The sequence below is a fragment of the Nonomuraea sp. NBC_00507 genome, assembly GCF_036013525.1.
Lineage (GTDB): Bacteria > Actinomycetota > Actinomycetes > Streptosporangiales > Streptosporangiaceae > Nonomuraea.
In genome coordinates this window covers 10,891,027-10,911,435 of record NZ_CP107853.1, presented here as the reverse complement: position 1 = coordinate 10,911,435, position 20,409 = coordinate 10,891,027, and the positions used below count along the sequence as shown (strand labels likewise).

Genomic DNA, 20,409 nt, shown 5'->3' with positions numbered 1-20,409 from the left:
CAGAGCCGGTTTCCCTCTATAGCAACCCTGGGGTGAGGCCATTCTGGCGGCAGGTGCCGGGAACGTCGGTGGGTCCGAATAGACTCACCGGCGTGGCTGGCCGGATCCGTGATGTCGACATCGCGCTCGTACGCGAGCGTTCACCCATCGCCGACGTGATCGGCGAGCACATCCAGTTGCGCAACGCCGGAGGCGGCAACCTCAAGGGCCTGTGCCCCTTCCACGACGAGAAGTCCCCGTCCTTCAACGTCACCCCCGAGCGCGGAATGTACTTTTGCTTCGGTTGCTCCGAAGGTGGTGATGTGATCACCTTCGTCGAGAAGATCGAGCATCTGACCTTTGGCGAGGCGGTCGAGCGGCTGGCGCAGCGGGCCGGGATCCAGCTGCAATACGAGCAGGGCGGCTACGTTCCCCGGCGGGATCACGGCGAGCGGGCCAGGCTGATCGAGGCGCACAAGGCGGCGGCCGAGTTCTACTCCGGCAAGTTGTTCGGGCCCGACGCGGCGCCCGGGCGGCGGTTCCTGTCGGAGCGGGGGTTCGAGCGGGCGGACGCGGAGACGTTCGGGGTCGGATATGCGCCCAACGAGTGGGAGGCGCTGACGCGGCACCTGCTGGCGCGCGGATTCACCACCGAGGAGCTCGTCAAGGGCGGGCTGGCCAAGGAGGGGCGGCGGGGGCCGATCGACCGGTTCCGCGGGCGGCTGATCTGGCCGATCAGGGACGCCACGGGCGATGTGATCGGTTTCGGCGCGCGCAAGTTGCTTGATTCCGATGAAGGGCCGAAATATCTGAATACGCCTGACTCGCCGCTTTACAAGAAGAGCCAGGTGCTTTATGGGATTGACCTGGCGAAACGGGAGATCTCCAAGCGGTCCCAGGCGGTGATCGTCGAGGGCTACACCGACGTGATGGCCTGTCATCTCGCCGGGGTGCCGACGGCGGTGGCCACGTGCGGCACGTCGTTCGGCGCGGAGCACATCAAGATCCTGCGCCGGTTCCTGCTGGACCAGGCCGAGTTCCGCGGCGAAGTGATCTTCACGTTCGACGGTGACGAGGCGGGGCAGAAGGCGGCGCTGCGGGCGTTCGCCGACGAGCAGAAGTTCGTCACACAGACCTACGTCGCGGTGCAGCCCGACGGGCTCGACCCGTGCGACCTGCGGGTCAAGCAGGGGGACGCGGCCGTGCGGGATCTGGTCGCCAGCCGGGAGCCGCTGTTCCAGTTCGCGATCAGGAGCACGATCTCCCGCTACGACCTGCGCAGCAACGAAGGCAAGATCGCCGCGCTGGACGCGGCCGCGCCGATCGTGGCCGGGATCAAGGACGTCGGGCTGCGCAAGCGCTACGCCATCGACCTGGACCGGTGGCTCGGCTTCATGGACGAGCGGTTCGTCATGCAGCGCATCGCCGCGGTCGCCGGGGCGCTGCAGGGCCGCCCGCAACGCGCGCAAAGGGCGGCGCCCGTCGATCCGAGCATCCGGGTGGAGGGCGAGCTGCTCAGGCTGGCCGTGCAGCGGCCCGCGCTGCTCGGGCCGCGGTTCGACGCCCTGGACCCGCAGGCGTTCACGGCGCCCGACCATGTCGCCCTGCACAAGGTCATCGCGGCCGCCGGTGGTGTTGTCGCGGCCGGATACGGTGGCCGGGAGTGGGTGGATCTGTTGCTGGAGCACGCCCATGAGGAGGGGGCTCGGGCGTTGGTGACCCGGTTCGCGGTGGAGCCGATCCAGGCGGACGCGCACGCGGAGGAGCGCTATGCGGGTGCGATGCTGGCCGCCATCGAGGCCATCGCGGTCGATCGGGCCATTGCCCAGGTGAAGTCGCGGATCCAGCGGCTCAATCCGGTGGAGGAGCAGCAGGAGTACAACAAGTTGTTCGGTGAGCTGGTGGCGCTGGAGCAGCAACGCCGGGTCCTGCGCGATCGCGCCGCAGGCAGCCCGTGAGGGGTTCGCGATCGCCCTCGGCGGCGCGTCCAGCTATGGCGAGTCGTTTTCGTCGTTTCCTGTCCCCGCTGCCGCCCGCGCCTCGCGCAAGATCGGGTAACCCTCGCCGAGGTCCCGGTTGATCGGCAGCGTGACCAGCACATAGTCCTGCCGAGCCACCTCGACGCCCTGGACCTTGCACACGGCGGAGGCCACGCAGTCGCCGCCCGTCAGGCGTATCAGCCGGCCGTTGCGCACGCTCGCCTGCAACCCCGTGACGTGCAGGACCAGCTCGATGCCGAAGCGCAGCCGGCCCACCGGCTGCCCGTTGACCTGGACCTCGACGGAGGGCTCGTGGCGGGAGACGACCTCGTGGTCGACCAGCGGCACCATCTGGCCGGTGCCCGGGTTGTCCAGGGTACGGCGGGCGGCGGCACGCAGGTTGCGGTACGTCGCCCAGCCGCTCAGCAGGACCGAGCCCACGTTGATCCCGCGCAGCAGCTCGACGCCCGCCGTGGCCGCCTTGTCCGCCAGCTCGCCGGGCGGGGTCCGGACCTGCTGCCTGATCTCGTCGAGCGCCCCGTCCATGCGCCGCGTCAGCTCCTCGCCCGCTTTCTGCGGGTTGGCGTAGAGCAGCAGGTCGGCGGTGCTCGGGTCGGTGCTGAAGCTGACGGTCACCGTACGATCTCCCTGATCTCTTGGCGGCCCTGGTCGTGATGGCAGACGAGGTCGAGCCTGAACGAGGGCGCGACGTCACGGAACTCCACCTGCGGCGAGGGGTCCGCGTACGGCACACAGACGACGGAAGGCGGCGACGGCTGTGGCTCGTCACCGGAGCCGCCTGGGCTGTCACCGGCTCCGCCCGCGCCACGGCGAGCGCGCCGCAGCAACCAGCCGAGCACGGCCAGTACCGCGATCACGATCAGCAGCACGAGGGACGACGGCCCGCTCGACGCCCCCGTCTCGACGCTGTCCTCGGTGTCGATCCCCGGTGACTCCTCACCCTCGCCGGACTCGCCAGACTCGGCCGGAGAGGCCTCAGGGCCGCCGGTGCCGACCGGCCTGGTACCCGGGGTCAGCGTGACGGTGACAGAGCCGCCTCGTTCGACGAGGCTCCCTGCAGCAGGGTCCTGGGCGCTCACCCTGCCCGAATCCCCGTTGCCGACGACGAGCGTGAGCCCCCGGTCATCCAGCCGCCGCCGTGCCGCGTCCGCGCTGAGCCCGCTCAGGTCGGGGACTTTGATGCGCTCGTCGGGTGGCGACGTCGGCGGCGCGCGCAGGCGCAGGGTGACGGCGGTGTCAGGCGCCACCGGGGTGCCCGCGGCGGGGTCCTGCGAGGCCACCACGGCCGGCTCGGCGAAGGCGCCTTCGGCGACCACCGGTTCGAGCCCCACCTCCCGTATCCGGTCCTTCGCCAGGTCCGCCGGCTCACCGACGACGTCCGGGACCCGCACCTGCGGCGCTTGGAGGGTGACGGTCACACGGGAGCCGCAGATTTCGCTCGTCCCGCCGGGCGGCGACTGGTCGATCACCGTCCAATGGGCCGCCGCGTCGGAGGGCAGGAACTCCGTCGCGAAGCCACTCCGAGCCAGTGAGGCGGTGGCGGCTTACAAGGTCTGCCCCGTGACGTCGGGCACAGGTCCCGTATCGACCGAGAAGCCCCGGCCGCCCAGCGCCGGACAGGTCTGCCGCGGCCCCGGCGTTTCCTGCACGTCCGGCGTTTCTTGTGTGGTCGGTTCGCAACACGGGTCAGCAGTCGCAGGGGCCGCCGTCGCTCCGGTCGGCGTCGCCGGGGCCGACAGCACGATCAACACAGCGACCAGCGCCTTCACCACAAGGCGGTACCGCATCGCCACCTCCAGGCCATCAGCGCCGACGCTAGGCGCCCGGCCCGCCCAGCGCATGAGTAGGCCCTACTCAACGGCGCACGGGGAAATACGGGCCGACGGGACGGCCGGGCGTGATGACACGATCTTCAGCACGGCCGCCGCGCGACCCGGCGCCGATCAGCGGGCCACGCCGACGGCGCCGGCGAAAAGATCGTTGAGCGGATCCCCTGGGACGCAGGCGGCGGGAGCGGTCGCCGGTTGATAACAGTTCAGCCGCGATCGTTATCGAGATTACAGGGTGGTTGACCAGGGAACTTGGCCCGGTCCAACATGCGACAAAGGTGACGGACAACGCGATAGAGGCAGCCAAGGAGTTGCGTCCGACCGGAGGGTCGTGCCGGGCGCGTGAATCCTGATCGCGTAATTGACTTTACTTTCCTGATCGAACTGTGGCCAAACCTTATTTCGATCTCAATTCGGTAAGCACGATCGCCTTACCTTCAGTGACAAAAATGGGTCTGCCATTTGATGGAACCAATACTGCAGACTGTCTCCCGTGGGTGCATCGGTGCTGCCAAGCAGTCCGCCATCGGTAGATCAGGTGGCGGACCTCGTCGCGAAGGGAAGAGAGCGCGGGAGCGTAACCGTCGATGACGTCGCAGCCGCGCTTGACCGATCCGAGCTGCCGTCCGACGCGCTGGAACGCGTCGTGCGGATGCTCGCCGAGAACGGCGTGGAGGTCCTCGAGCCCCAGGGCGACGAGGAATCCACCCGCGCCGATGAGGAAGACCTAGGCAAACGGGCCCCGACCAGCGATCTCGTCCGTATCTACCTGCGGGAGATCGGCCGGGTGCCGCTGCTGACCGCCGAGGAGGAGGTGGAGCTCGCCAAGTCGATCGAAGCCGGCCTGTTCGCCGAGGACAAGCTGGCCAACGGGGTCTCGCGTCTGGCCTTCCCGGAGTTCAGGGAGCTCGTCTGGCAGGGCACCCGAGCCAAACAGCGGCTCATCGAGGCCAACCTCAGGCTCGTGGTGTCGATCGCCAAGCGCTACGTGGGCCGCGGCATGTTGTTCCTGGACCTGATCCAGGAGGGCAACCTCGGGCTCATCCGGGCGGTCGAGAAGTTCGACTACACCAAGGGTTACAAGTTCTCCACCTACGCGACCTGGTGGATCCGGCAGGCGATCACCCGGGCCATCGCCGACCAGGCACGGACCATCCGCATCCCGGTGCACATGGTGGAGACGATCAACAAGCTCGTCAGAGTGCAACGCCAGCTCCACCAGGACCTCGGCCGCGAGCCGATTCCCGAGGAGATCGCCAAGGAGATGGATCTCCCTGTCGATCGGGTGGTGGAGATCCAGCGCATCGCCCAGGAGCCCGTGTCGCTGCAGTCGCCGATCGGCGAGGAGGATTCCGACCTCGGTGACTTCATCGAGGACGCCGACGCTGTCGTGCCCATGGAGGCCGCGGCCTTCATCATGCTGCAGGACCAGCTCGACGACATCCTGGCCACGCTGTCGGACCGCGAGCAGCGCATCATCCAGCTGCGCTTCGGCCTGGCCGACGGGCATCCGCGCACGCTGGAGGAGGTGGGCAGGGAGTTCGGGGTCACGCGGGAGCGCATCCGCCAGATCGAGTCGAAGACCCTGGCCAAGCTCCGCCACCCGACGCGCGCCCAGATGCTGCGGGACTACCTGGACTGAGAGCCGTGCGAAGCGGGCCGGGGCGACACGACCCGGCCCGCTCGCACGTTCAGGAGCAGCCCTCGAACTGCGGTACCGCGATCGTGCTCAGGTCCAGCCCCGACCCGTCGAACCACTTGTGCAGCAGCTTCGCCGCCGTCCCGTCCTGATACATGTCGGTGATCGCCCGGTTGACCGCCTCGCAGCCCGGCACATCCCCTCTGCGCAGGCCCACCCCGGTGCGTTGCTCGTTGAACTGCGCGTTGCTCAGCCGCAGCCCCGACCCGTCCTGCTTGGCCAGGCCCGCCAGGATGACGTCGTTGGTGGTGACCGCGTCCACCTTCTTGCCCTTCAGCGCCGCCAGGCACTGCGCGTAGTCGGCGAACGGCACGAGCTCCGCCGCCACACTCCGCTCCTGGACGACCCGCTGGGCCGCGTTCGAGCCCTGGACCTCGCAGATCCTGCGGCCCTTGAGATCGCGCACGTTCGTGATCGTCTCTTCCGGCCGCGTCAGGATGTCCTGGTAGGAGATGTGGTACGGCCCCGCGAACAGCACCTTGGCCTTGCGGTCCTGGCTGATCGTGTACGTCGCCACCACCATGTCGGCCCGCCCGTCGAGCAGCACCTGCTCCCGGTCCGCCGCCAGCACGGGGACGAGGTGGTAGTCCTTGCCGAGCTTGCCCGCTATGTACCGGGCCACGTCCACGTCGAAGCCTTCGTACTCCTCGTCGGGCCGCAGGAACCCGACCGAGGGCAGATCCTCGCGCACCGCGATGCGCAGGACCTCGTCGTCATCGACGATCGACTCCGGCTCCCCGGTCCCGCAGCCCGCGACCAGCGTCGCGGCCAGGGCCAGCACCATCACCAGCGCCCGTTTCACCGGTACTCCTTGAGTCGTGGCCACACCCCGCCGATCACCAGCAGGCCGATCGCCCCCATCGCGAACTCCTCCAGCGTCCACAGGCTGTCCAGCGTGCTCTCGCCGCGCTTGATCGCGCGCTCGAACTCGTCCTGATGCCGGTCGGTCAGCGCCACCAGCGAGCGGTCGTAGGCGCCGAACGCCTGGCTGACCTGGCCGAGTCGCGCCGGGACCGCCTCGGCGGTGCGGCCGCTCGTCACCAGGTCGCGGAATGCCTCGTCGGCAGCCTGGAACCGCTGGTACGCCCGCATCACCTCCTGGCCCTGCTTGCCGACCAGTTCGGGTCCCAGCAGGCCGAGGAAGCCGCTCGCCGAACCCTTGCTGACGACGCCGTGGTAGGCGCTCAGGTTGCCTGCCGGGCTGTAGATGAGCGACAGCGACTTGTCGAGGTAGGTGTGCTCGTAGGTGTCGGCCCGCTCCTTGTCCAGCAGGTAGCGACTCTGGTCGCCCTGCATGCTGGTGCTGATCGCACGGGCCCTGGCCAGCGTCAGCACCGGATCGAAGCCGGCCGACTTCGCCTGCCGCAGCGCCTCCTGATCCCGCCCGAGCGCGCCGGCCCCGGAGATCATCGCCACCGCGGTCGCCACCGTGGCCACCAGCAGCGCCGGCCCCAGGATGCGCCGGAAGCGCGTGGCCAGGAAGACCTGGAGCCAGATCAGGCAGCCCAGCGCGAGCAGCCCGGCCAGCACCACCGCGACCCGCAGGAGCGGCACCATGACCGCCTTCTCGTCATAGGTGCTGCGCACGATCGTGCCGGTCTCCAGGGTCAGGTTGTACGCCTGCGGCAGCAGCACCTTCCGCATCAGGTCGGTGGCCTGGCGGTAGATCGCCACGACGTCCTCGGGCGGCGGTCCCGGAGGATGGTTCGCCCGCTTGTCGAGCACCAGGGCCTGCCCGGCCAGCCGCTCGTACGCGCCGAGCCCGTCGAGCACCGACTCCACGGTCCGCCGCTCGGCCGGGTTGTCGCCCGACAACTCGAACGCCTTCAGCAGCGCCCGGTTGGCCTCGGACCGGCGCTGCTCGTACTGGACCATGGCCTTCTGGCGCAGGTTGGCCCACCCGTTGCCCATCACCAGGATGTTGGCGACCTGCGCGTCCATGTCGCTCAGCGCGAGGTGCAGCCCGGCGGTGGCGACCACCTGAGGGCCGGCGTCGTGGCCGATGACCTGCAGGCCGTCGCGGGCGCTCGCGCTGCCGACCGCGAGGGCCGCGAACAGCAGCGCCAGCGAGGCGACGGTGATGCCGGAGATGACCCGGATCCTGCCGGGCACGCTCCTGCGGACCGGCGGCGGGGCCGCCCCGCCCGGCGCCACCACGGCCCGGCCGGGGGCCATCACGGTCATGGTGTGCCCTCCCTGAGGGTGATGACGGTCCACGCGCCCAGGTGGATGCGGTCGCCGGGGCGGATCGGAACGGGCACGTTGACCTTGAGGAGCTTGCCGTTCACCTGGGTGCCGTTGGACGACCCCGGGTCGACCAGCGTCCAGGAGCCGTCCGGCTGCGCCAGCAGCACGGCGTGCAGGTGCGAGACGCCCGGGTCCTCGGGAGGCCCGGTCAGGTCGATCTCGGGCTCCAGGTTCCTGGCCCGGCTGCGCCGCCCGATGCGCACCTGGTCGCCGTACAGGCCGAAGGAGCGCTCGGGGCAGTACGGCGGGAACGCGACCGCGTCGGCGTCGGGACCGCCCTCGGCGATGACCTTCTCGTAGTAGGCGCGGTCGGCGGCGGTCACGGCCTCCCACCTGGCCGCTGGGACCCGGAAGGGAGCACTGCCGCCTTGCTCGGAGTGCAGCGCTGGGTTTCCTCGCTGCGCTGCGGATCCAGCGTTGCTGTAGTCGTGGCCGCACACCTCGCAGAACTGCCCGGCACGCGGCGTCTGGCAGATGGGGCAGCTCTCGGCGGCGGCCGGGGTGGAGGTGGGAGCCGGGGCGGGCGCCTGAGGCGCGGAGGCCATCTGGGCGCCGCACACGTCGCAGTAGTCGTCGGCGCCGGACGCGTGCCCCTGCGGGCAGGTCGCCATCAGTTTCCTTCCTTGCGCAGCCGGCTGGTGCGGACCGATCCGGTGTCGAGCTCGATCTCGTCGGCCTTGTCGACGTTCCTGCGCAGCCTGGCCGTGCCGGTGGCGGGATCGACCTCGACCACCTTCTCCAGCAGCCGCGCGGTGTCCTCGCGGCCCGACTCGGCGGCCAGTTCCCTGGCCTTGGCCAGGCGGGCGGTGGCGGTGTCGACGTCGCCCATCGCCCGGGCGCTCAGCCCATCCTGGATCAGGTCGTGCAACTCGGCCTGGCCGGTGTAGTGGGCGACCTTTCCGTTGATCCGGGTGGACTGCGCCAGGTCGTCGGTCCACTGGGCGAGGACGTTGCCGCTGGCCACCACGTCCCCGGTGTCGGGGCGTACGAGCTTGACCCAGCCCGCCCTGATCTCCTGTCCGACCTGCCCGGGCGGCACCTCGACGCACACGTGGTATTCGCGCTCCTCGGCCCCCCAGGACCCGGTCGGGTAGTCGCCGGTCAGCGGGTTGACGTCGGCACGCTTGCCGGTCAGGTCCAGCAGCACGGGGGAGACCTGCTTGACGAACTTGAGCTGCGCCGTCTGCGGCACCCAGACCCGCAGCGACAGCTCCGCCACGGTCTTGCTCATCGACGTCTGCGTGAGTCGACGGAAGTACTCCGGCAAATCCCCCTGGTTACGGACGAAGTCAAACGTGCCGAGCATCGCCTCGGCCACCTTCCGCAGCTCGGCCGGCACCCAGTCGTCGCCGACCCCGAGGCAGTCGCACACGAATTTGCCGCTCCAGCCCGCCAGGACGTTGCCGAAGACCTCGGCACTCTCGTTGTTCTGGCCGTCGGTCATCAGCAGCGCGTGCTTGATGGCCGACGGATGCGCGGACAACACGTGCCCGGCCAGCTTCAGCCATTCGCCCATGGCGGTGCCGCCGTGCGCGAGCAGCCGGCCGATCGCCCGCTCGGCCTCCGCCTTCGTGGCGGCGGTGGCCTTGACCAGGCGCGGACTGCCGCCCGGGTAGACCATCTTGGCCGACTCGGTCCCGGCGATCACCGCGAAGAGCACGCCGTCGCGCAGCGTCCGCACGGCCGTGGCGGCGGCCTGCCGGGCCTCGCGGATCTTGCCGCCGCTCATCGAGCCCGACGTGTCCACGATGATCACCTCGGCGGCATCGGCGGGCACGACCTGCGTGGTGACGCCGCCTGTGGAGCCGACGGTGAGGATGGCGTGCACCTCGCGGCCGTCGAGGGGGAGGTACTTGTTCTGGTCGATGGTCAACGTGAAAGTGGGCTGGTCACTCACGGGCATCTCCTAAGGGGATCAAGGCGATCGTCACGTTGTCCTGGCCGCCTGAGTCCAGTGCGTGCCGCAACATCTCGCGGGCCATGTCGAGCGGGGCACCGGAGCGGGGAAAGGCGTAGCCGTCCAGGTAGCGCCACAGGCCATCGCTGCAGACGAGCAGCAGGCCGGGCGCGGCGGGGGTGAAGGTCCGTACGTGGAGCGTGACGTCTTCGGCGTCCGCCCCGAGCCAGGCGGTGATCTCGCCGGTCTCCACCGCGTCGTCCTCGGTCAGCAAGCTGTATCCGATCGCCGAGCCCGGCTCCGGCAACCAGTAGGCCCGCGTGTCACCGGCCCAGCCGAGCGTGAATCGGTCCCGCTCGACCACGGCGGCGACGTACGTGCAGGCGGGAGCGTCGTACACGGAGGTCGCCAGCTTGGTCACCGCCCGGCCGGCCAGCTCGAACGCCTCCTCCTGCGACAACCCCCTGGCCAGTCCGGCGGCCGCGGTCTCCACCGCCACCGCGGAGGCCTCATCGGCCCTGGGCGAGCTGCCCACTCCGTCGCACACCACGGTCACGACCGTGTCGCCGGAGGCCAGCAGCGCCATCGCGTCCTCGTTGCGGCTGCGGCGCAGCCCTCTGTCCGTCAGGGCCGCCGCGCCGTTGTCCAGCACGGTCTCCGCGTGGTCCCGCCCGGTGGGCTGGCGCAGGCCGCACCGCTCGCAGTAGCCCTCCGCGTCGACGGCGGCCGCTCCGCAGGACGCGCACGTGGGAGCGCCCAGCGGATGACCGCAGGCCTCGCAGTAGGTGTCGCCCGCGAGCACGGGAGCTTCACAGACCGGGCAGCAGGCGGCGCGCGCGGTGTCCCCGGTCACAGCCATGTCCTCGGTCGCACGGCGTTCGCCTGGTCGATGAGCGCGTAGCGTTCCTGCCGGGAGTTCGCCGTGACGGCGAGCTTGCGGTAGATGGACTCCAGTCGCCTGCGCAGCCCTGGCTCGGTGAACCGGGCTCCGGCCAGCTCCAGGTCCGGCGGCGGTGCGTTCGTCTCCAGCCAGGTCAGCCCGCCGTGGAGCAACTCGGCCGTCAGCAACTCGCGGCGGCGCGTTTCGAGGTCCGGCAGGTTCGCCAGCCGGCCGGCCGCGGCCACCAGATCGCCGGGGGTGATCGCGTCCGGGTCGGGGCGGCGCACCGCGGAGGCGGCCAGCGCGACCTGCGCCGCCATCCGGTGGCTCGACGTGGCGGGCACCTCGTCGAGCACGCCCATCCTGCCGGTCCTGGCCAGCCCGAACGCCGCGCTCACACAGCCGTGGTCGGTGCGCCAGACGCTCTCGTACCAGGAGGCCGCGCCTGACGGGCCCGACTGTTGTCCCGCGCACTCCAGCGCGAACGCCAGCGCCAGCTTCGGCGCCAGCTCACCGGGCACCAGCGACACGCAGGAGTCGAACATCGACACCGCCTGCCCCATCTGCCCCGTGGCCAGCGCCAGAACGCCGCGGTACCACGTGACCCGCCAGTCGCCGGGCAGCTCCATGGCCAGCGCGCTCAGCGCGACGGGCGTCTCCGCCGCGCCCTCCTCGGCCAGCAGCCTGGCCCGCATCAGCTTCGTCTCGGGCGTCGGCGGCATCGCGGCGAGCTGGTCCAGCAGCTCCTTGCCGTCCCGGCCGAGCAGCCCGGCCAGCGCGCCCGCGGCCGGGTCGCCCGGGTCGACCAGCGGCACCGGCAGCCGGTGCGCGACCACGACGGGGTCGAGCGGCCCGAACACCTCATCGTCGGTCTCCGACAGCGCCGTCCCCACCGCGCCCCGCTCGGGCCCGAACAGGGTCGACGGGTGCGGGTACGGCACCCCCTCCTCTTGGGCGCAGACCTCGCGCAACACCCCGAGGAGCTGCTCCTCCATCTCCCACGCGCTCTGGAACCTGTCGGCCGGATGGACGGCGGTGGCCCTGCGCAGCCATCGGGTGAACGACGGATGCCCGCAGTCCTGCGGCAGCGGGGCGGCATTGCCGTTCACGACCGGGCTGAACCCCGGGATCGTCAGCACCGCCAGCGTCCTGGCGACGGTGTAGAGGTCGGAGGTCACCGACGACGGATGGGTCTCCAGCTCGGGGGCGTGATAGCCGCGCGTGGCCCACGACGTGCCCGGCGGCGAGCCGAGGGGCTGCACCGCGCCCAAGTCGATGAGCTTGAGCCCCTTGCCGACCCTGATCACGTTGGCCGGCTTCAGGTCGCAGTAGACCAGGCCGGCCTCGTGCAGGTAGCCGAACGCCTGCAGGATCTCCCGCCCGTAGATCAGGGCCTCGCGCAGCGGCAGCGGGCCCTGGCGGCGCAGCTCGTGCAGGGACTGGCCGCCGACGTACTCCATGACGATGTAGCCGAGCCCGGCCGAACGCTGGAAGTTGAACACCTTGACGATGTTGGGATGATCGACGGTGGTGAGCACCTTGCGCTCGGCCTCCGCCGCCGCCAGCGCCTCGGCGTCGTTGGTGTTGAGCAGGCCCTTGAGCACCACCCACCGGCCGTCGAGGTTCTCGTCGGCGGCCAGGTAGATCCAGCCGAGCCCGCCGTGCGCCAGGCAGCCCAGCACCCGGTACTGGCCGGCCACCAGGTCGTCCTTGTCCAGCTTCGGGGTGAAGGAGAACGCGGTGCGGCAGTGGGGGCAGAACCCGTCCGTGAGCCCGGGCCGGCCGTCCCTGGAGCGGCCGACGGGCTTGCCGCAGTCGGGGTTGGCGCAGAACCGCTTCTCCTCGGGCACCTCGGGGTTGGTCATCACGGCGGTCGCCGGGTCGCGGTAGGGCGCCGACGGCAGGTCGGCGATGGTGGCCAGCACCCCGGCCCGCGACCTGCCGCTGCTCGTCGGCCCGCTGGTCGGCCGGCTCACCGGGTTGGTCTGCGGCGACGAAGGCTGGGTCCGGTACGAGGCGGGAGGCGCGGGAGAGCTCTCCGCGGTGCCGCACAGGTCGCAGTAGCCTTCGTCGATCGTGCCCGTGCAGCCTGGCTGCGCGCAGCGGCTCATGACGTCCCTCCGTGGATCGCGCGCTGATAGTCCTCGACGGCGGCCGCCGCCTTCGTCAGGTCGCACGGGGCGCTCCACAACAACGCGCGGGCCCGTGCGAACAGGCCGGTGGCGGCCGGGTCCTCCGCCATCCCCCTGCGTACCGCCATCACCTGGCAGGCGCCGAGCCGCCCGCGTAGCTCGTCACGCCTGCTGACCAGCCCGTAGAGCGCCTTCGCGGTGGTCTGCGCCTGCTCGGCCGCCCCGTCGGCGTCGCTTTCCAGCTCCGCCAGCCGCTTGGCCCGCAGCACCCAGGTGTCGGCCGAGACGTCGAGGGCGTCCAGCGCGCCGGTCAGGGCGTCGACCCTGCTCCTGGGCTGGGCCTGGGGCGGCAGGGCGATCTTGACCACGACCGCGCCGTGGGCCAGCCTGGCCTCGCTCTCGGCCGCGCGTACCCGGTCCAGCGCGGCCTCCAGGTTCTCGCGGCGCCTGGCGTAGTCCTGCTTGACGACGACGGCCAGCTCCAGCTCGGCCAGCGAGGCGGTCAGGAGCCGGGCGACCCGGTCGAGATCGGGCTCGACGGCCGCGCCGAGCGGGTCTTCCACGACGGCGGCACGCATCCGCTTCAGCTCCGTTTCCAGCGTGTCCAGGCCGGCGGCGCTCTCGCCGAGATCCTGCTCCAGCTCGCGGATGCGCCGCAGCTCGGCGCCGGCGGTGTCGAGGCGGGGTAGCAGGGTGTTCCACTGGGCGTCGATGTCGTTGAGGGCGGAGGTGACGTCCCGGAACGCTGCGTCCATCTGCGTGACGGTGGCGTCGAGGGTCAGCCGCTCGTCCGCCTCGGGCAGCAGCGAGCGCTGCTCGACGGGTTTGGCGGCGGCCCGCAACAACACGGACGTGCCCGCGAGCAGCTCGGTCAGCTCGGCCAGTTGTTCGGTGCTCAGCCTGCTCCGCGCGGCCTTGATCTGCTCGGCGTCGCGTAACACGGCGCGATAGGCGTCGTTCAGCCGCCAGAGACGGGCCAGTGACTCCTGCGCCGTGGCCCAGCGCTGTTCGGTCGCGCCGCGTAAGGTGGCCCCCTTGAGTAACCGGTAAGTGGTATGGGATTCGAGATCGAGCAGGTCGCCGGAGATGCGGTCGCGTTCGTCGGCCCGAGCGCGCAGTGCGTGCTCGACGCCTTCCCTGCTCATAGGTGGTCCCAGGCTCATCACGCTCCCCGTGAAGAGATCCCCCGTGCCCCGGTTTATACCGGCTCAACGGCGGGTCGGACGGCTTAAGTTCCTTTGGCTCGGGGGGACCCCTGACTTGTCCCTGATTCAACCCTGTGTCGCCTGCAATCCGCTTGAAGGATCTCTTAGCGTTACGGACATGGGACGCATATTTCTGATCATCGCAGCGGTCGTCGCCGCGCTCGTACTGCTCGGCCCGCTCGTGGGGTTCGCGCTCACGCTCCTCAAGTGGGGCCTCATCATCGGCGCCGTCGCTCTCGGCGTCATGTTCGTGTCGAAGTGGGTCCAAAGGAAGTCGGGGCAGGGGACATAGCTTCCTGAGGGATCCCCAGTCATAGTTGGGTGATGGAGGCGCGGCCGGCGGTTGACGATGCCGCGCTCGGGCGCGAGGCCATGGCCGTGCTCGAGGCGAACTGGACGGGCACTGGCACCGTGCCCGCGCCAGGCCTCTATCCGCACCAATGGAGCTGGGACTCCGCCTTCGTCGTCATCGGCCTGGCCAGGCACCGGCCGGACCGGGCTCGCGACGAGCTCCTCAGCCTGCTGCGCGGCCAGTGGGCGACGGGGATGGTGCCGCACATCGTCTTCCACACGCGCGAGGCGTACTTTCCCGGACCCTCCGTATGGCGCTCACAGGAGCACGAGGCCGCGCCGCACGTGCTCACCTCGGGACTGACCGCGCCGCCGCTGCACGGGCTGGCGTTGTGGTGGCTCTACCAGCACACCGGCGACGAGGCGTTCGTCAGGAAGGCGTACCCGGCGCTGGTCGCCCAGCACGACTACCTCGCCTCGGCCCGCGACCTCGGCGGCGCGGGGCTCGCCGCGATCGTGCACCCGTGGGAGTCGGGCATGGACGACAGCCCCGCCTGGGACGAGCCGCTGGCCGCGCTGCCCGTCATCAGGTACGGCTACCGCCACGTGGAGCTCGAGGAGCGCCACCCCGACAGCGACCACGACCGCTACGTCTGGCTCGCCATGCGCTACCGCGACGCCGGATACAGCCCCGGCTACCTGCGTGACGAGCACCCCTTCGCGGTCGAGGACCCGATGTTCAACGGGATCTGGCTGGCCTCCTGCCAGGCCATGGCGGAGCTGGCGCCGCTCGCGCACGCCGATCCCGCACCCCACGTCGAGCAGGCCGCGCGCATCAGGCAGGCCATGCTCGAGCGCCTGTGGGACGGCTGCTTCTACGCCAGGGACCTGCGGGCCGACCGGCTGATCAGAGTGTCCACAGTGGGCGGGTTCGGGCCGCTGCTCGACCCCTGGCTGCCCAGCGAGCACCTGCACGCCGCCGTCGAGATGCTGGAGTCGGCCAGGTTCATGGGCGCCACCGGCTACCCGGTGCCCAGTTGCGAGATCCGCGCCACCCAGTTCGACCGCACCCGTTACTGGCGCGGGCCCTCGTGGGTGAACACCAACTGGCTGCTGCGCCGGGCCGCGGCCGTGCATTCGCTCGACCATCTCGCCCAGCAGCTCACCAACGGCACGCTGCGCCTGGTCAGGCAGGCCGGTTTCCGGGAGTGCTTCGACCCCTTCGACGGCAGCGGCCGGGGCTGCCGGGACTTCTCCTGGAGCGCGGCGCTCACCCTCGACCTGCTCGCCGATACCGTTGAGGAATGAGCATCTTCCGCCGTCTGCCCGCCGACGTGCGCAAATCGTTGACCACCGAGCCGGGGGAGCGGGTGCTGACGTTCGCGCCCGGTCAGGCCGGCGGCTTCCTCGTCGCCACGAACCTCGCCCTCTACCTGCCCGACGGGACGCGGGTGCCCTACGAGACGATCGACAAGGCATCGTGGAGCGAGGAGGGGCTGATCATCACGACCATGGACGGCGGGTCCTACGCCGAGCGCATCGACGAGCCGCGCATGCTGCCCGAGACCGTCCGGGAACGCGTCAACGCCACGATCGTGGTGAACAAGCACGTCAAGCTGCCCGGCCGGGGCGGCGTGCGGCTGGTGGCCAGGCGCCGGCCCGGCGGCGAGGTGCTGGGCTGGACCCTCGTCTTCGACGAGGGCCTCGACCCCGAGGATCCCGGCCTGCGCGCACAGGCCGAGCAGGCTCTGGAGGGAGTGCGCCGCAGCATGGGCGTGTGACCTCGCGCACACCCCTGCGCTCGGTCAGTACGGGATCCCGCTCTCGCGGGCCTTCTTCTCCACGCCCTCGCCCTGGGCCTCCTCCTCCGGCCAGCCGGTGCCGCCATCGTGCTTGTGGGCCTCACGGCTCAGGAACGGGATCCGCTGCTGCAGCGTGTCGCCCATCCTGGACCTGGCCATTCCCGCGTACTTCGATGCCTGCGCGCCGACCACGCCCGCGGCCTCCTGGACCCGGGGGTTGTCGGCGACCCGCTGCGCCGCCCGCTTGATCTGTTCGTACCGTTCGCGTCCGGCCCGGCTGCCCAGCACGTAGCCGATCGCCAGGCCCGCAGCGAATGTCATCCGATATCGCATTTCGCACCTCCGCTGTCTCCGGGCCTACCCCGCTCACGATGCGACACGCACTCCCGGAGTGCGCTAATCTATTCCTGCGCACGACGCAAGGGCCGAAGGCCCTGGTGATCAGCGCAGAGACGGTGTCGATCCCGCGTAGCTCAACGGCAGAGCAGCCGGCTGTTAACCGGCAGGTTATAGGTTCGAGTCCTATCGCGGGAGCTCTTTAGAGCTTGAGGAACACACAGGTCAGGCCCCCTTCCTAGATCAAGGACAGGGGGCCTGAGCCGTTCCGGGAGCCACCGGAAGACGACATCCATGGACGATGACCGGTCTGATCTGGTGCCGGCAGACGGTTTGCGTGGTGTTGGGTGTCGAATGCCCCTCGCAGGCCGCGCAGAACACGCATGGGATCAAGCAGGGTTCCGTCATCGCGGGTAAAGACAAGACCAGACCCCTCCGGCGGGGGTACTCCGACTCCGGGCCGGAGACCAAGATCACGTTCCCGCCATACGGGGTTGCGGTGGAAGCCAGCCTGCCGCCGTCCCAGGGCAAGCCCTAGCAGACCAGCCGCGGGGCCGCCTTCGCTCCATCACCACCGTGACCCGGGCGCGCACCTGGTCAGCCCCGCGGCTGGCCCGCAACCTCATCGGTGGGACGACGGCAGACGGGCAGGCAGCGCAGAGTAATTGTGGTCGGGCAATATCTCCGACATACCTCAGATATACCGCCCACTCGTACGATCTCATCGTCGGTGTCTTTCGACGAAAGGCGGAACCATGAGGAAACCGGCTAGCTCAGTCATGCGGCGATTCGCTGTGGGGCTTGCAACATCCATGATCGCCATTGGCGGAGTAGCGATTACACCGCAAGCGGCTGCAGCGTCTCCCGGATTCCTGTACACCAAGTGGGGCGCGACATGCAAGCAGGGGACCGCAAAAAAGACCTACGATACCGGCATCTCGCGGTACAAAGTCGGCGAGCAGCACGTCAGCTTCTCGTATGGATTCCCTACGGGGAAAAGCACCACTCGGGAAAAGGCCTACAATCTCGCGGAAGTCATTGCAATCTGTACTAAAGGAATCGGGCCTAATCTCTGGAGGTGGAGGATGGACTACTACGGCCTTGAGCGCGGGAAGGTCAGTCGACTGAGGTTCGCGAAGCAGCCGTGCAAGCGGGACGGAACCTGCAGCGGGCAGTCATACGGCATTACGTACGGCGCGTGGCGGGCGGGCTGGACTCACCTAAAGGCGTGACGAAAGGGTTCTCCGCCACAGGAACGACAGATCTGACCCCCGACCTGAGTGACAAAGCGAGTGACATCGAAGACGCCCACGGGAACCTACCAATGCCCTACGCGCACATGAACGGACGGGTTGACCAGGCAAAAACGCAAGGTCGGGAGATGACCCCAAAAGCTTCGCATCGAAGGGGGCAGGGGTCCATCAAGGCCTCTTCCCTCTCGGGAGAGGTTTGTTGCTTTGTGGGATCACCTTGACGCGTTTATAGGGATCATAGATCGCTGAAGATCACTTCGGGTGTCTTAAGCCCCGCTTCAGGCGCCGCGTACGACCCTCCAGGAGTCCGAATCACCTCGGGGAGGGAGATCCCATGTTGAAGCGGCGCCTCGCGATCGTCGGGACGGCGGTCGTGCTGGGACTGGCCGGCATGGCCGGGACCGCGCTGGCCGACGACGAGCCGATCAGAGTGCACCCCAAGCCAGGCCACGACGGCTCGGTCAAGGTGCACGCCGAGCCGGCCGAACCGGTCTTCGTCAGCGGCAAGCTGACGTGCTGGATCAGCGGCCGCGGCAAGGCCGTGACATTCTCCAGGGCCAAGGTCGCCGAGCTCATCGATGAGAAGGTCATCGAACCGGAGAACACCTGGGAAACCGCCGCGGACGGCGTCACGCTCGTTCCCGCCGACCGGGTGTCGATCGCCGTTCCCGCCAAGGAACTGCCGCGTAAGGTCGTCGGCAAGCGCTGGCACGAGCGTCGCGTCCTCCACCTCACCTGCGTGTGGGACGACTTCGTGGCGAAGTAGAGCGTCGTGCCCCCGGAGGCTCCGGGGGCACGCTGCCTTTTCACGCTTTGTGACACGACGAGCACATGATTTTTCATTTGGCGGGACAAAGGCGGGTGGGGCGGGCAAGGATGGAGGCGCCGGTCCCCTGGGCCGGAGCCGCGGGAAGGTCGAGACGGAGGCGAGGAAAGGGCGCCCCCGCCAAGGACGTGCCGCCGAACCCGGAACCGGCGGGGCGATCCGCTGATGGAGAAGTGCTGGTTGCCGCGTGCGTACCTGGATCACGTCCCTGCGTCCCTTCGACGCGCCCGCCATGCGGTCATGGCTGGAGCGAACCACCGACCTGCGCGAGGCGGAGCGCTTCATCAGGCTCTACCACGCCGAGAACCCCTCCGTGGGCGGCCTGTACGCCCGGCTGCGCGACGTCACCAGGGACGTCGCCCGTACCGGGACCTACACGCACACGTTCGAGGAGCTTGAGTTCGGCGCCCGGGTGGCCTGGCGCAACAGCAGCCGATGCATCGGCCGGCTCTACTGGCGCTCGCTGCGGGTACGCGACCGCAGGCAGGTGAGCACCGCCGAGGGCGTGGCCCTCGAGTGCGTCGACCACCTGCGCGAGGCCACCGGCGACGGCAAGATCAGGCCCACGGTCACCGTCCTGCAGCCCGACACCCCCGCCCTGCCGGGGCCCCGCATACTGAACGACCAGCTCGTCCGCTACGCCGGGCATCGGGTTCGTGGCGGCCAGGTTGTCGGCGACCCGAAGAACGCCGAGCTCACCGACACGGCCAAGGCGCTGGGGTGGCGCGGCGGCACCGGCGGCCGGTTCGACGTGCTGCCGGTGATCATCCAGCCGGCGTTCGGGGATCCGCTCCTGTGCAACCTGCCCGGCGACGCCGTGCTGGAGGTGCCGCTGGTGCATCCCGAGTACCCGTGGTTCGCCGACCTGGGGCTGCGCTGGCACGCCGTACCGGCCATCTCGGACATGTGCCTGGAGATCGGCGGCATCTGCTACCCGTGTGCGCCGTTCAACGGCTGGTACATGGGGACCGAGATCGGCGCGCGCAACCTCGCCGACACCGACAGGTACGACCAGCTCGCGGTGGTGGCCGAGCGGCTCGGCCTGGACACCTCCACCGAGCGCTCGCTGTGGCGCGACCACGCGCTGGTGGAGCTGAACGTGGCGGTGTTGCACTCGTTCGAGCAGGCCGGGGTGACGATGACCGACCACCACACCGAGTCGCGGCGCTTCCTCACCCATCTGGCGAAGGAGGAGAAGGCGGGGCGCGTCTGCCCGGCCGACTGGTCGTGGATCGTGCCGCCGCTGTCGGGCAGCGCCACGCCCGTCTTCCATCGCTACTACGACACCAGCGTCCTTACCCCGGCCTTCGCCCACCACCGTTAGCCGCCCGCCCACCCTCCGCCCGCGGCTCGCTCGCGGTGAGCCGCTCGCGCAGGGCGGCCAGGTCGGCGGCGCTCACGTAGGCGTCAAGGCCGTGGAGGCCGTCGAGCGCCGCCAGCACGGCTTCACGTGCGGTGGTGCCCGTCCTTGCCAGGTACGCCTGCACCCGCAGGTCGTCGTCGGGCTGGCCGAGTGCGGCGTAGAGCGGGCGCAGGCGGGCCGTCGACCGCTCGTAGTCGGCCAGGATGTCCGGCGCGCCGACCCCGGCCAGCGTGAGCAGCACCAACGCGATCAGGCCGGTGCGGTCGCGTCCTGCCACGCAGTGCACGAGCACCCCGCCCGGCGGCGCCTGCGCGACCTCCCGCAGCACGCGGGCGCACCGATCCGGGTGACGCTCCAGGAAGGCGCGGAGATAGAGCGGCGTGCCGCCGTGCTCGTGAGGCTCGCCGGGCTCGTGCAGCGGCACGTCGATCACGGTCATCCACGGCGGGCGATGGCCCTGGCCCGCCGCCCGGTGCTCGCCCGGCGTGCGCAGGTCCACGATGGTCCGTACGCCGTGAGCCGCTGCCGCCGCCCAGCCCGCCTCGGTCAGCCGGTCGGGCGTGTCGGAGCGCACCACGGCTCCCCAGCGGGTGCGCCGCTCGCCGGCGGCCGGCAGGCCGCCCAGGTCCCGGACGTTGTGGCAGCCGTCCCAGGCGAGGTCTCGGTCCAT

General features: G+C 70.1%; 19 protein-coding genes and 1 tRNA gene. 9 read left to right on the top strand and 11 right to left on the bottom strand.

Going from position 1 to position 20,409, the window contains the following annotated elements:
* Nucleotides 1-92: 92 nt before the first annotated feature.
* Nucleotides 93-1,937 carry a DNA primase gene (gene dnaG, locus OHA25_RS52085; protein WP_327584277.1) on the top strand — a complete coding sequence of 615 codons (1,845 nt, stop codon included), beginning with the start codon at nucleotides 93-95 and terminating at the stop codon, nucleotides 1,935-1,937.
* Nucleotides 1,938-1,970: 33 nt separating this feature from the next.
* On the opposite strand, the gene OHA25_RS52080 is transcribed toward dnaG, so the two are convergent.
* Together OHA25_RS52080 and OHA25_RS52075 are read right to left on the bottom strand one after the other, a co-directional pair.
* Nucleotides 1,971-2,594 (bottom strand): hypothetical protein, encoded by a 624-nt coding sequence (locus OHA25_RS52080; protein ID WP_327584276.1) that lies wholly within the window; start codon nucleotides 2,592-2,594, stop codon nucleotides 1,971-1,973.
* Nucleotides 2,591-3,448: a PASTA domain-containing protein gene (locus OHA25_RS52075; protein WP_327584275.1), complete on the bottom strand. Its 858-nt coding sequence runs from the start codon at nucleotides 3,446-3,448 to the stop codon at nucleotides 2,591-2,593. The genes OHA25_RS52080 and OHA25_RS52075 overlap by 4 nt, the downstream gene beginning before the upstream one ends.
* An 898-nt stretch (nucleotides 3,449-4,346) precedes the next feature.
* Here OHA25_RS52075 and rpoD point away from each other — a divergent pair.
* Nucleotides 4,347-5,450 carry an RNA polymerase sigma factor RpoD gene (gene rpoD / locus OHA25_RS52070; protein WP_305920815.1) on the top strand — a complete coding sequence of 368 codons (1,104 nt, stop codon included), beginning with the start codon at nucleotides 4,347-4,349 and terminating at the stop codon, nucleotides 5,448-5,450.
* Nucleotides 5,451-5,499: 49 nt separating this feature from the next.
* On the opposite strand, the gene OHA25_RS52065 is transcribed toward rpoD, so the two are convergent.
* Genes OHA25_RS52065 through OHA25_RS52035 form a run of 7 tightly spaced genes read right to left on the bottom strand, consistent with a single transcriptional unit; the run spans nucleotide 5,500 to nucleotide 13,808 of the window.
* A complete protein-coding gene (locus OHA25_RS52065; protein ID WP_327584274.1) occupies nucleotides 5,500-6,309 on the bottom strand; it encodes a transporter substrate-binding domain-containing protein in 810 nt (269 codons plus the stop codon).
* Nucleotides 6,306-7,691 (bottom strand): hypothetical protein, encoded by a 1,386-nt coding sequence (locus OHA25_RS52060; RefSeq protein ID WP_327584273.1) that lies wholly within the window; start codon nucleotides 7,689-7,691, stop codon nucleotides 6,306-6,308. Before OHA25_RS52060 ends, OHA25_RS52065 begins: the two co-directional genes overlap by 4 nt.
* On the bottom strand, nucleotides 7,688-8,365 hold the full coding sequence (locus OHA25_RS52055; protein ID WP_327584272.1) for an FHA domain-containing protein: 678 nt from the start codon (nucleotides 8,363-8,365) through the stop codon (nucleotides 7,688-7,690). The genes OHA25_RS52060 and OHA25_RS52055 overlap by 4 nt, the downstream gene beginning before the upstream one ends.
* Nucleotides 8,365-9,651, bottom strand: coding sequence for a vWA domain-containing protein (locus OHA25_RS52050; protein ID WP_327584271.1), 1,287 nt, complete (start codon nucleotides 9,649-9,651; stop codon nucleotides 8,365-8,367). The genes OHA25_RS52055 and OHA25_RS52050 overlap by 1 nt, the downstream gene beginning before the upstream one ends.
* Complete coding sequence (locus tag OHA25_RS52045) at nucleotides 9,644-10,504, bottom strand: PP2C family serine/threonine-protein phosphatase (RefSeq protein WP_327584270.1); 861 nt, start codon at nucleotides 10,502-10,504, stop codon at nucleotides 9,644-9,646. Before OHA25_RS52045 ends, OHA25_RS52050 begins: the two co-directional genes overlap by 8 nt.
* Nucleotides 10,501-12,642, bottom strand: a complete 2,142-nt coding sequence (locus OHA25_RS52040) for a serine/threonine-protein kinase (RefSeq protein WP_327584269.1) — start codon at nucleotides 12,640-12,642, stop codon at nucleotides 10,501-10,503. Before OHA25_RS52040 ends, OHA25_RS52045 begins: the two co-directional genes overlap by 4 nt.
* Complete coding sequence (locus OHA25_RS52035) at nucleotides 12,639-13,808, bottom strand: hypothetical protein (RefSeq protein WP_327584268.1); 1,170 nt, start codon at nucleotides 13,806-13,808, stop codon at nucleotides 12,639-12,641. The genes OHA25_RS52040 and OHA25_RS52035 overlap by 4 nt, the downstream gene beginning before the upstream one ends.
* 178 nt (nucleotides 13,809-13,986) lie before the next feature.
* On the opposite strand from OHA25_RS52035, the gene OHA25_RS52030 reads away from it, so the two are divergent.
* Genes OHA25_RS52030 through OHA25_RS52020 form a run of 3 tightly spaced genes read left to right on the top strand, consistent with a single transcriptional unit; the run spans nucleotide 13,987 to nucleotide 15,940 of the window.
* Nucleotides 13,987-14,160, top strand: coding sequence for a hypothetical protein (locus tag OHA25_RS52030; RefSeq protein ID WP_305920807.1), 174 nt, complete (start codon nucleotides 13,987-13,989; stop codon nucleotides 14,158-14,160).
* A 32-nt stretch (nucleotides 14,161-14,192) separates the two neighbouring features.
* Entirely contained in the window at nucleotides 14,193-15,467 is a 1,275-nt protein-coding gene (locus tag OHA25_RS52025; protein ID WP_327584267.1) for an amylo-alpha-1,6-glucosidase, read from the top strand.
* Nucleotides 15,464-15,940, top strand: coding sequence for a hypothetical protein (locus OHA25_RS52020; protein ID WP_327584266.1), 477 nt, complete (start codon nucleotides 15,464-15,466; stop codon nucleotides 15,938-15,940). Before OHA25_RS52025 ends, OHA25_RS52020 begins: the two co-directional genes overlap by 4 nt.
* 24 nt (nucleotides 15,941-15,964) lie before the next feature.
* On the opposite strand, the gene OHA25_RS52015 is transcribed toward OHA25_RS52020, so the two are convergent.
* On the bottom strand, nucleotides 15,965-16,294 hold the full coding sequence (locus OHA25_RS52015) for a YtxH domain-containing protein (protein WP_327584265.1): 330 nt from the start codon (nucleotides 16,292-16,294) through the stop codon (nucleotides 15,965-15,967).
* A 129-nt stretch (nucleotides 16,295-16,423) separates the two neighbouring features.
* On the opposite strand from OHA25_RS52015, the gene OHA25_RS52010 reads away from it, so the two are divergent.
* The 4 genes from OHA25_RS52010 (at nucleotide 16,424) to OHA25_RS51995 (ending at nucleotide 19,700) form a co-directional block, all read left to right on the top strand.
* Nucleotides 16,424-16,495: transfer RNA gene (locus OHA25_RS52010), tRNA-Asn, on the top strand.
* 103 nt (nucleotides 16,496-16,598) lie between these two features.
* Nucleotides 16,599-16,835 carry a hypothetical protein gene (locus OHA25_RS52005; protein WP_327584264.1) on the top strand — a complete coding sequence of 79 codons (237 nt, stop codon included), beginning with the start codon at nucleotides 16,599-16,601 and terminating at the stop codon, nucleotides 16,833-16,835.
* 1,049 nt (nucleotides 16,836-17,884) lie between these two features.
* Nucleotides 17,885-18,316, top strand: a complete 432-nt coding sequence (locus OHA25_RS52000; RefSeq protein WP_327584263.1) for a hypothetical protein — start codon at nucleotides 17,885-17,887, stop codon at nucleotides 18,314-18,316.
* 247 nt (nucleotides 18,317-18,563) lie between these two features.
* Nucleotides 18,564-19,700, top strand: coding sequence for a nitric oxide synthase oxygenase (locus OHA25_RS51995; protein ID WP_327584262.1), 1,137 nt, complete (start codon nucleotides 18,564-18,566; stop codon nucleotides 19,698-19,700).
* On the opposite strand, the gene OHA25_RS51990 is transcribed toward OHA25_RS51995, so the two are convergent.
* Nucleotides 19,672-20,409, bottom strand: coding sequence for a tyrosine-protein phosphatase (locus OHA25_RS51990; protein WP_327584261.1), 738 nt, complete (start codon nucleotides 20,407-20,409; stop codon nucleotides 19,672-19,674). The genes OHA25_RS51995 and OHA25_RS51990 overlap by 29 nt on opposite strands.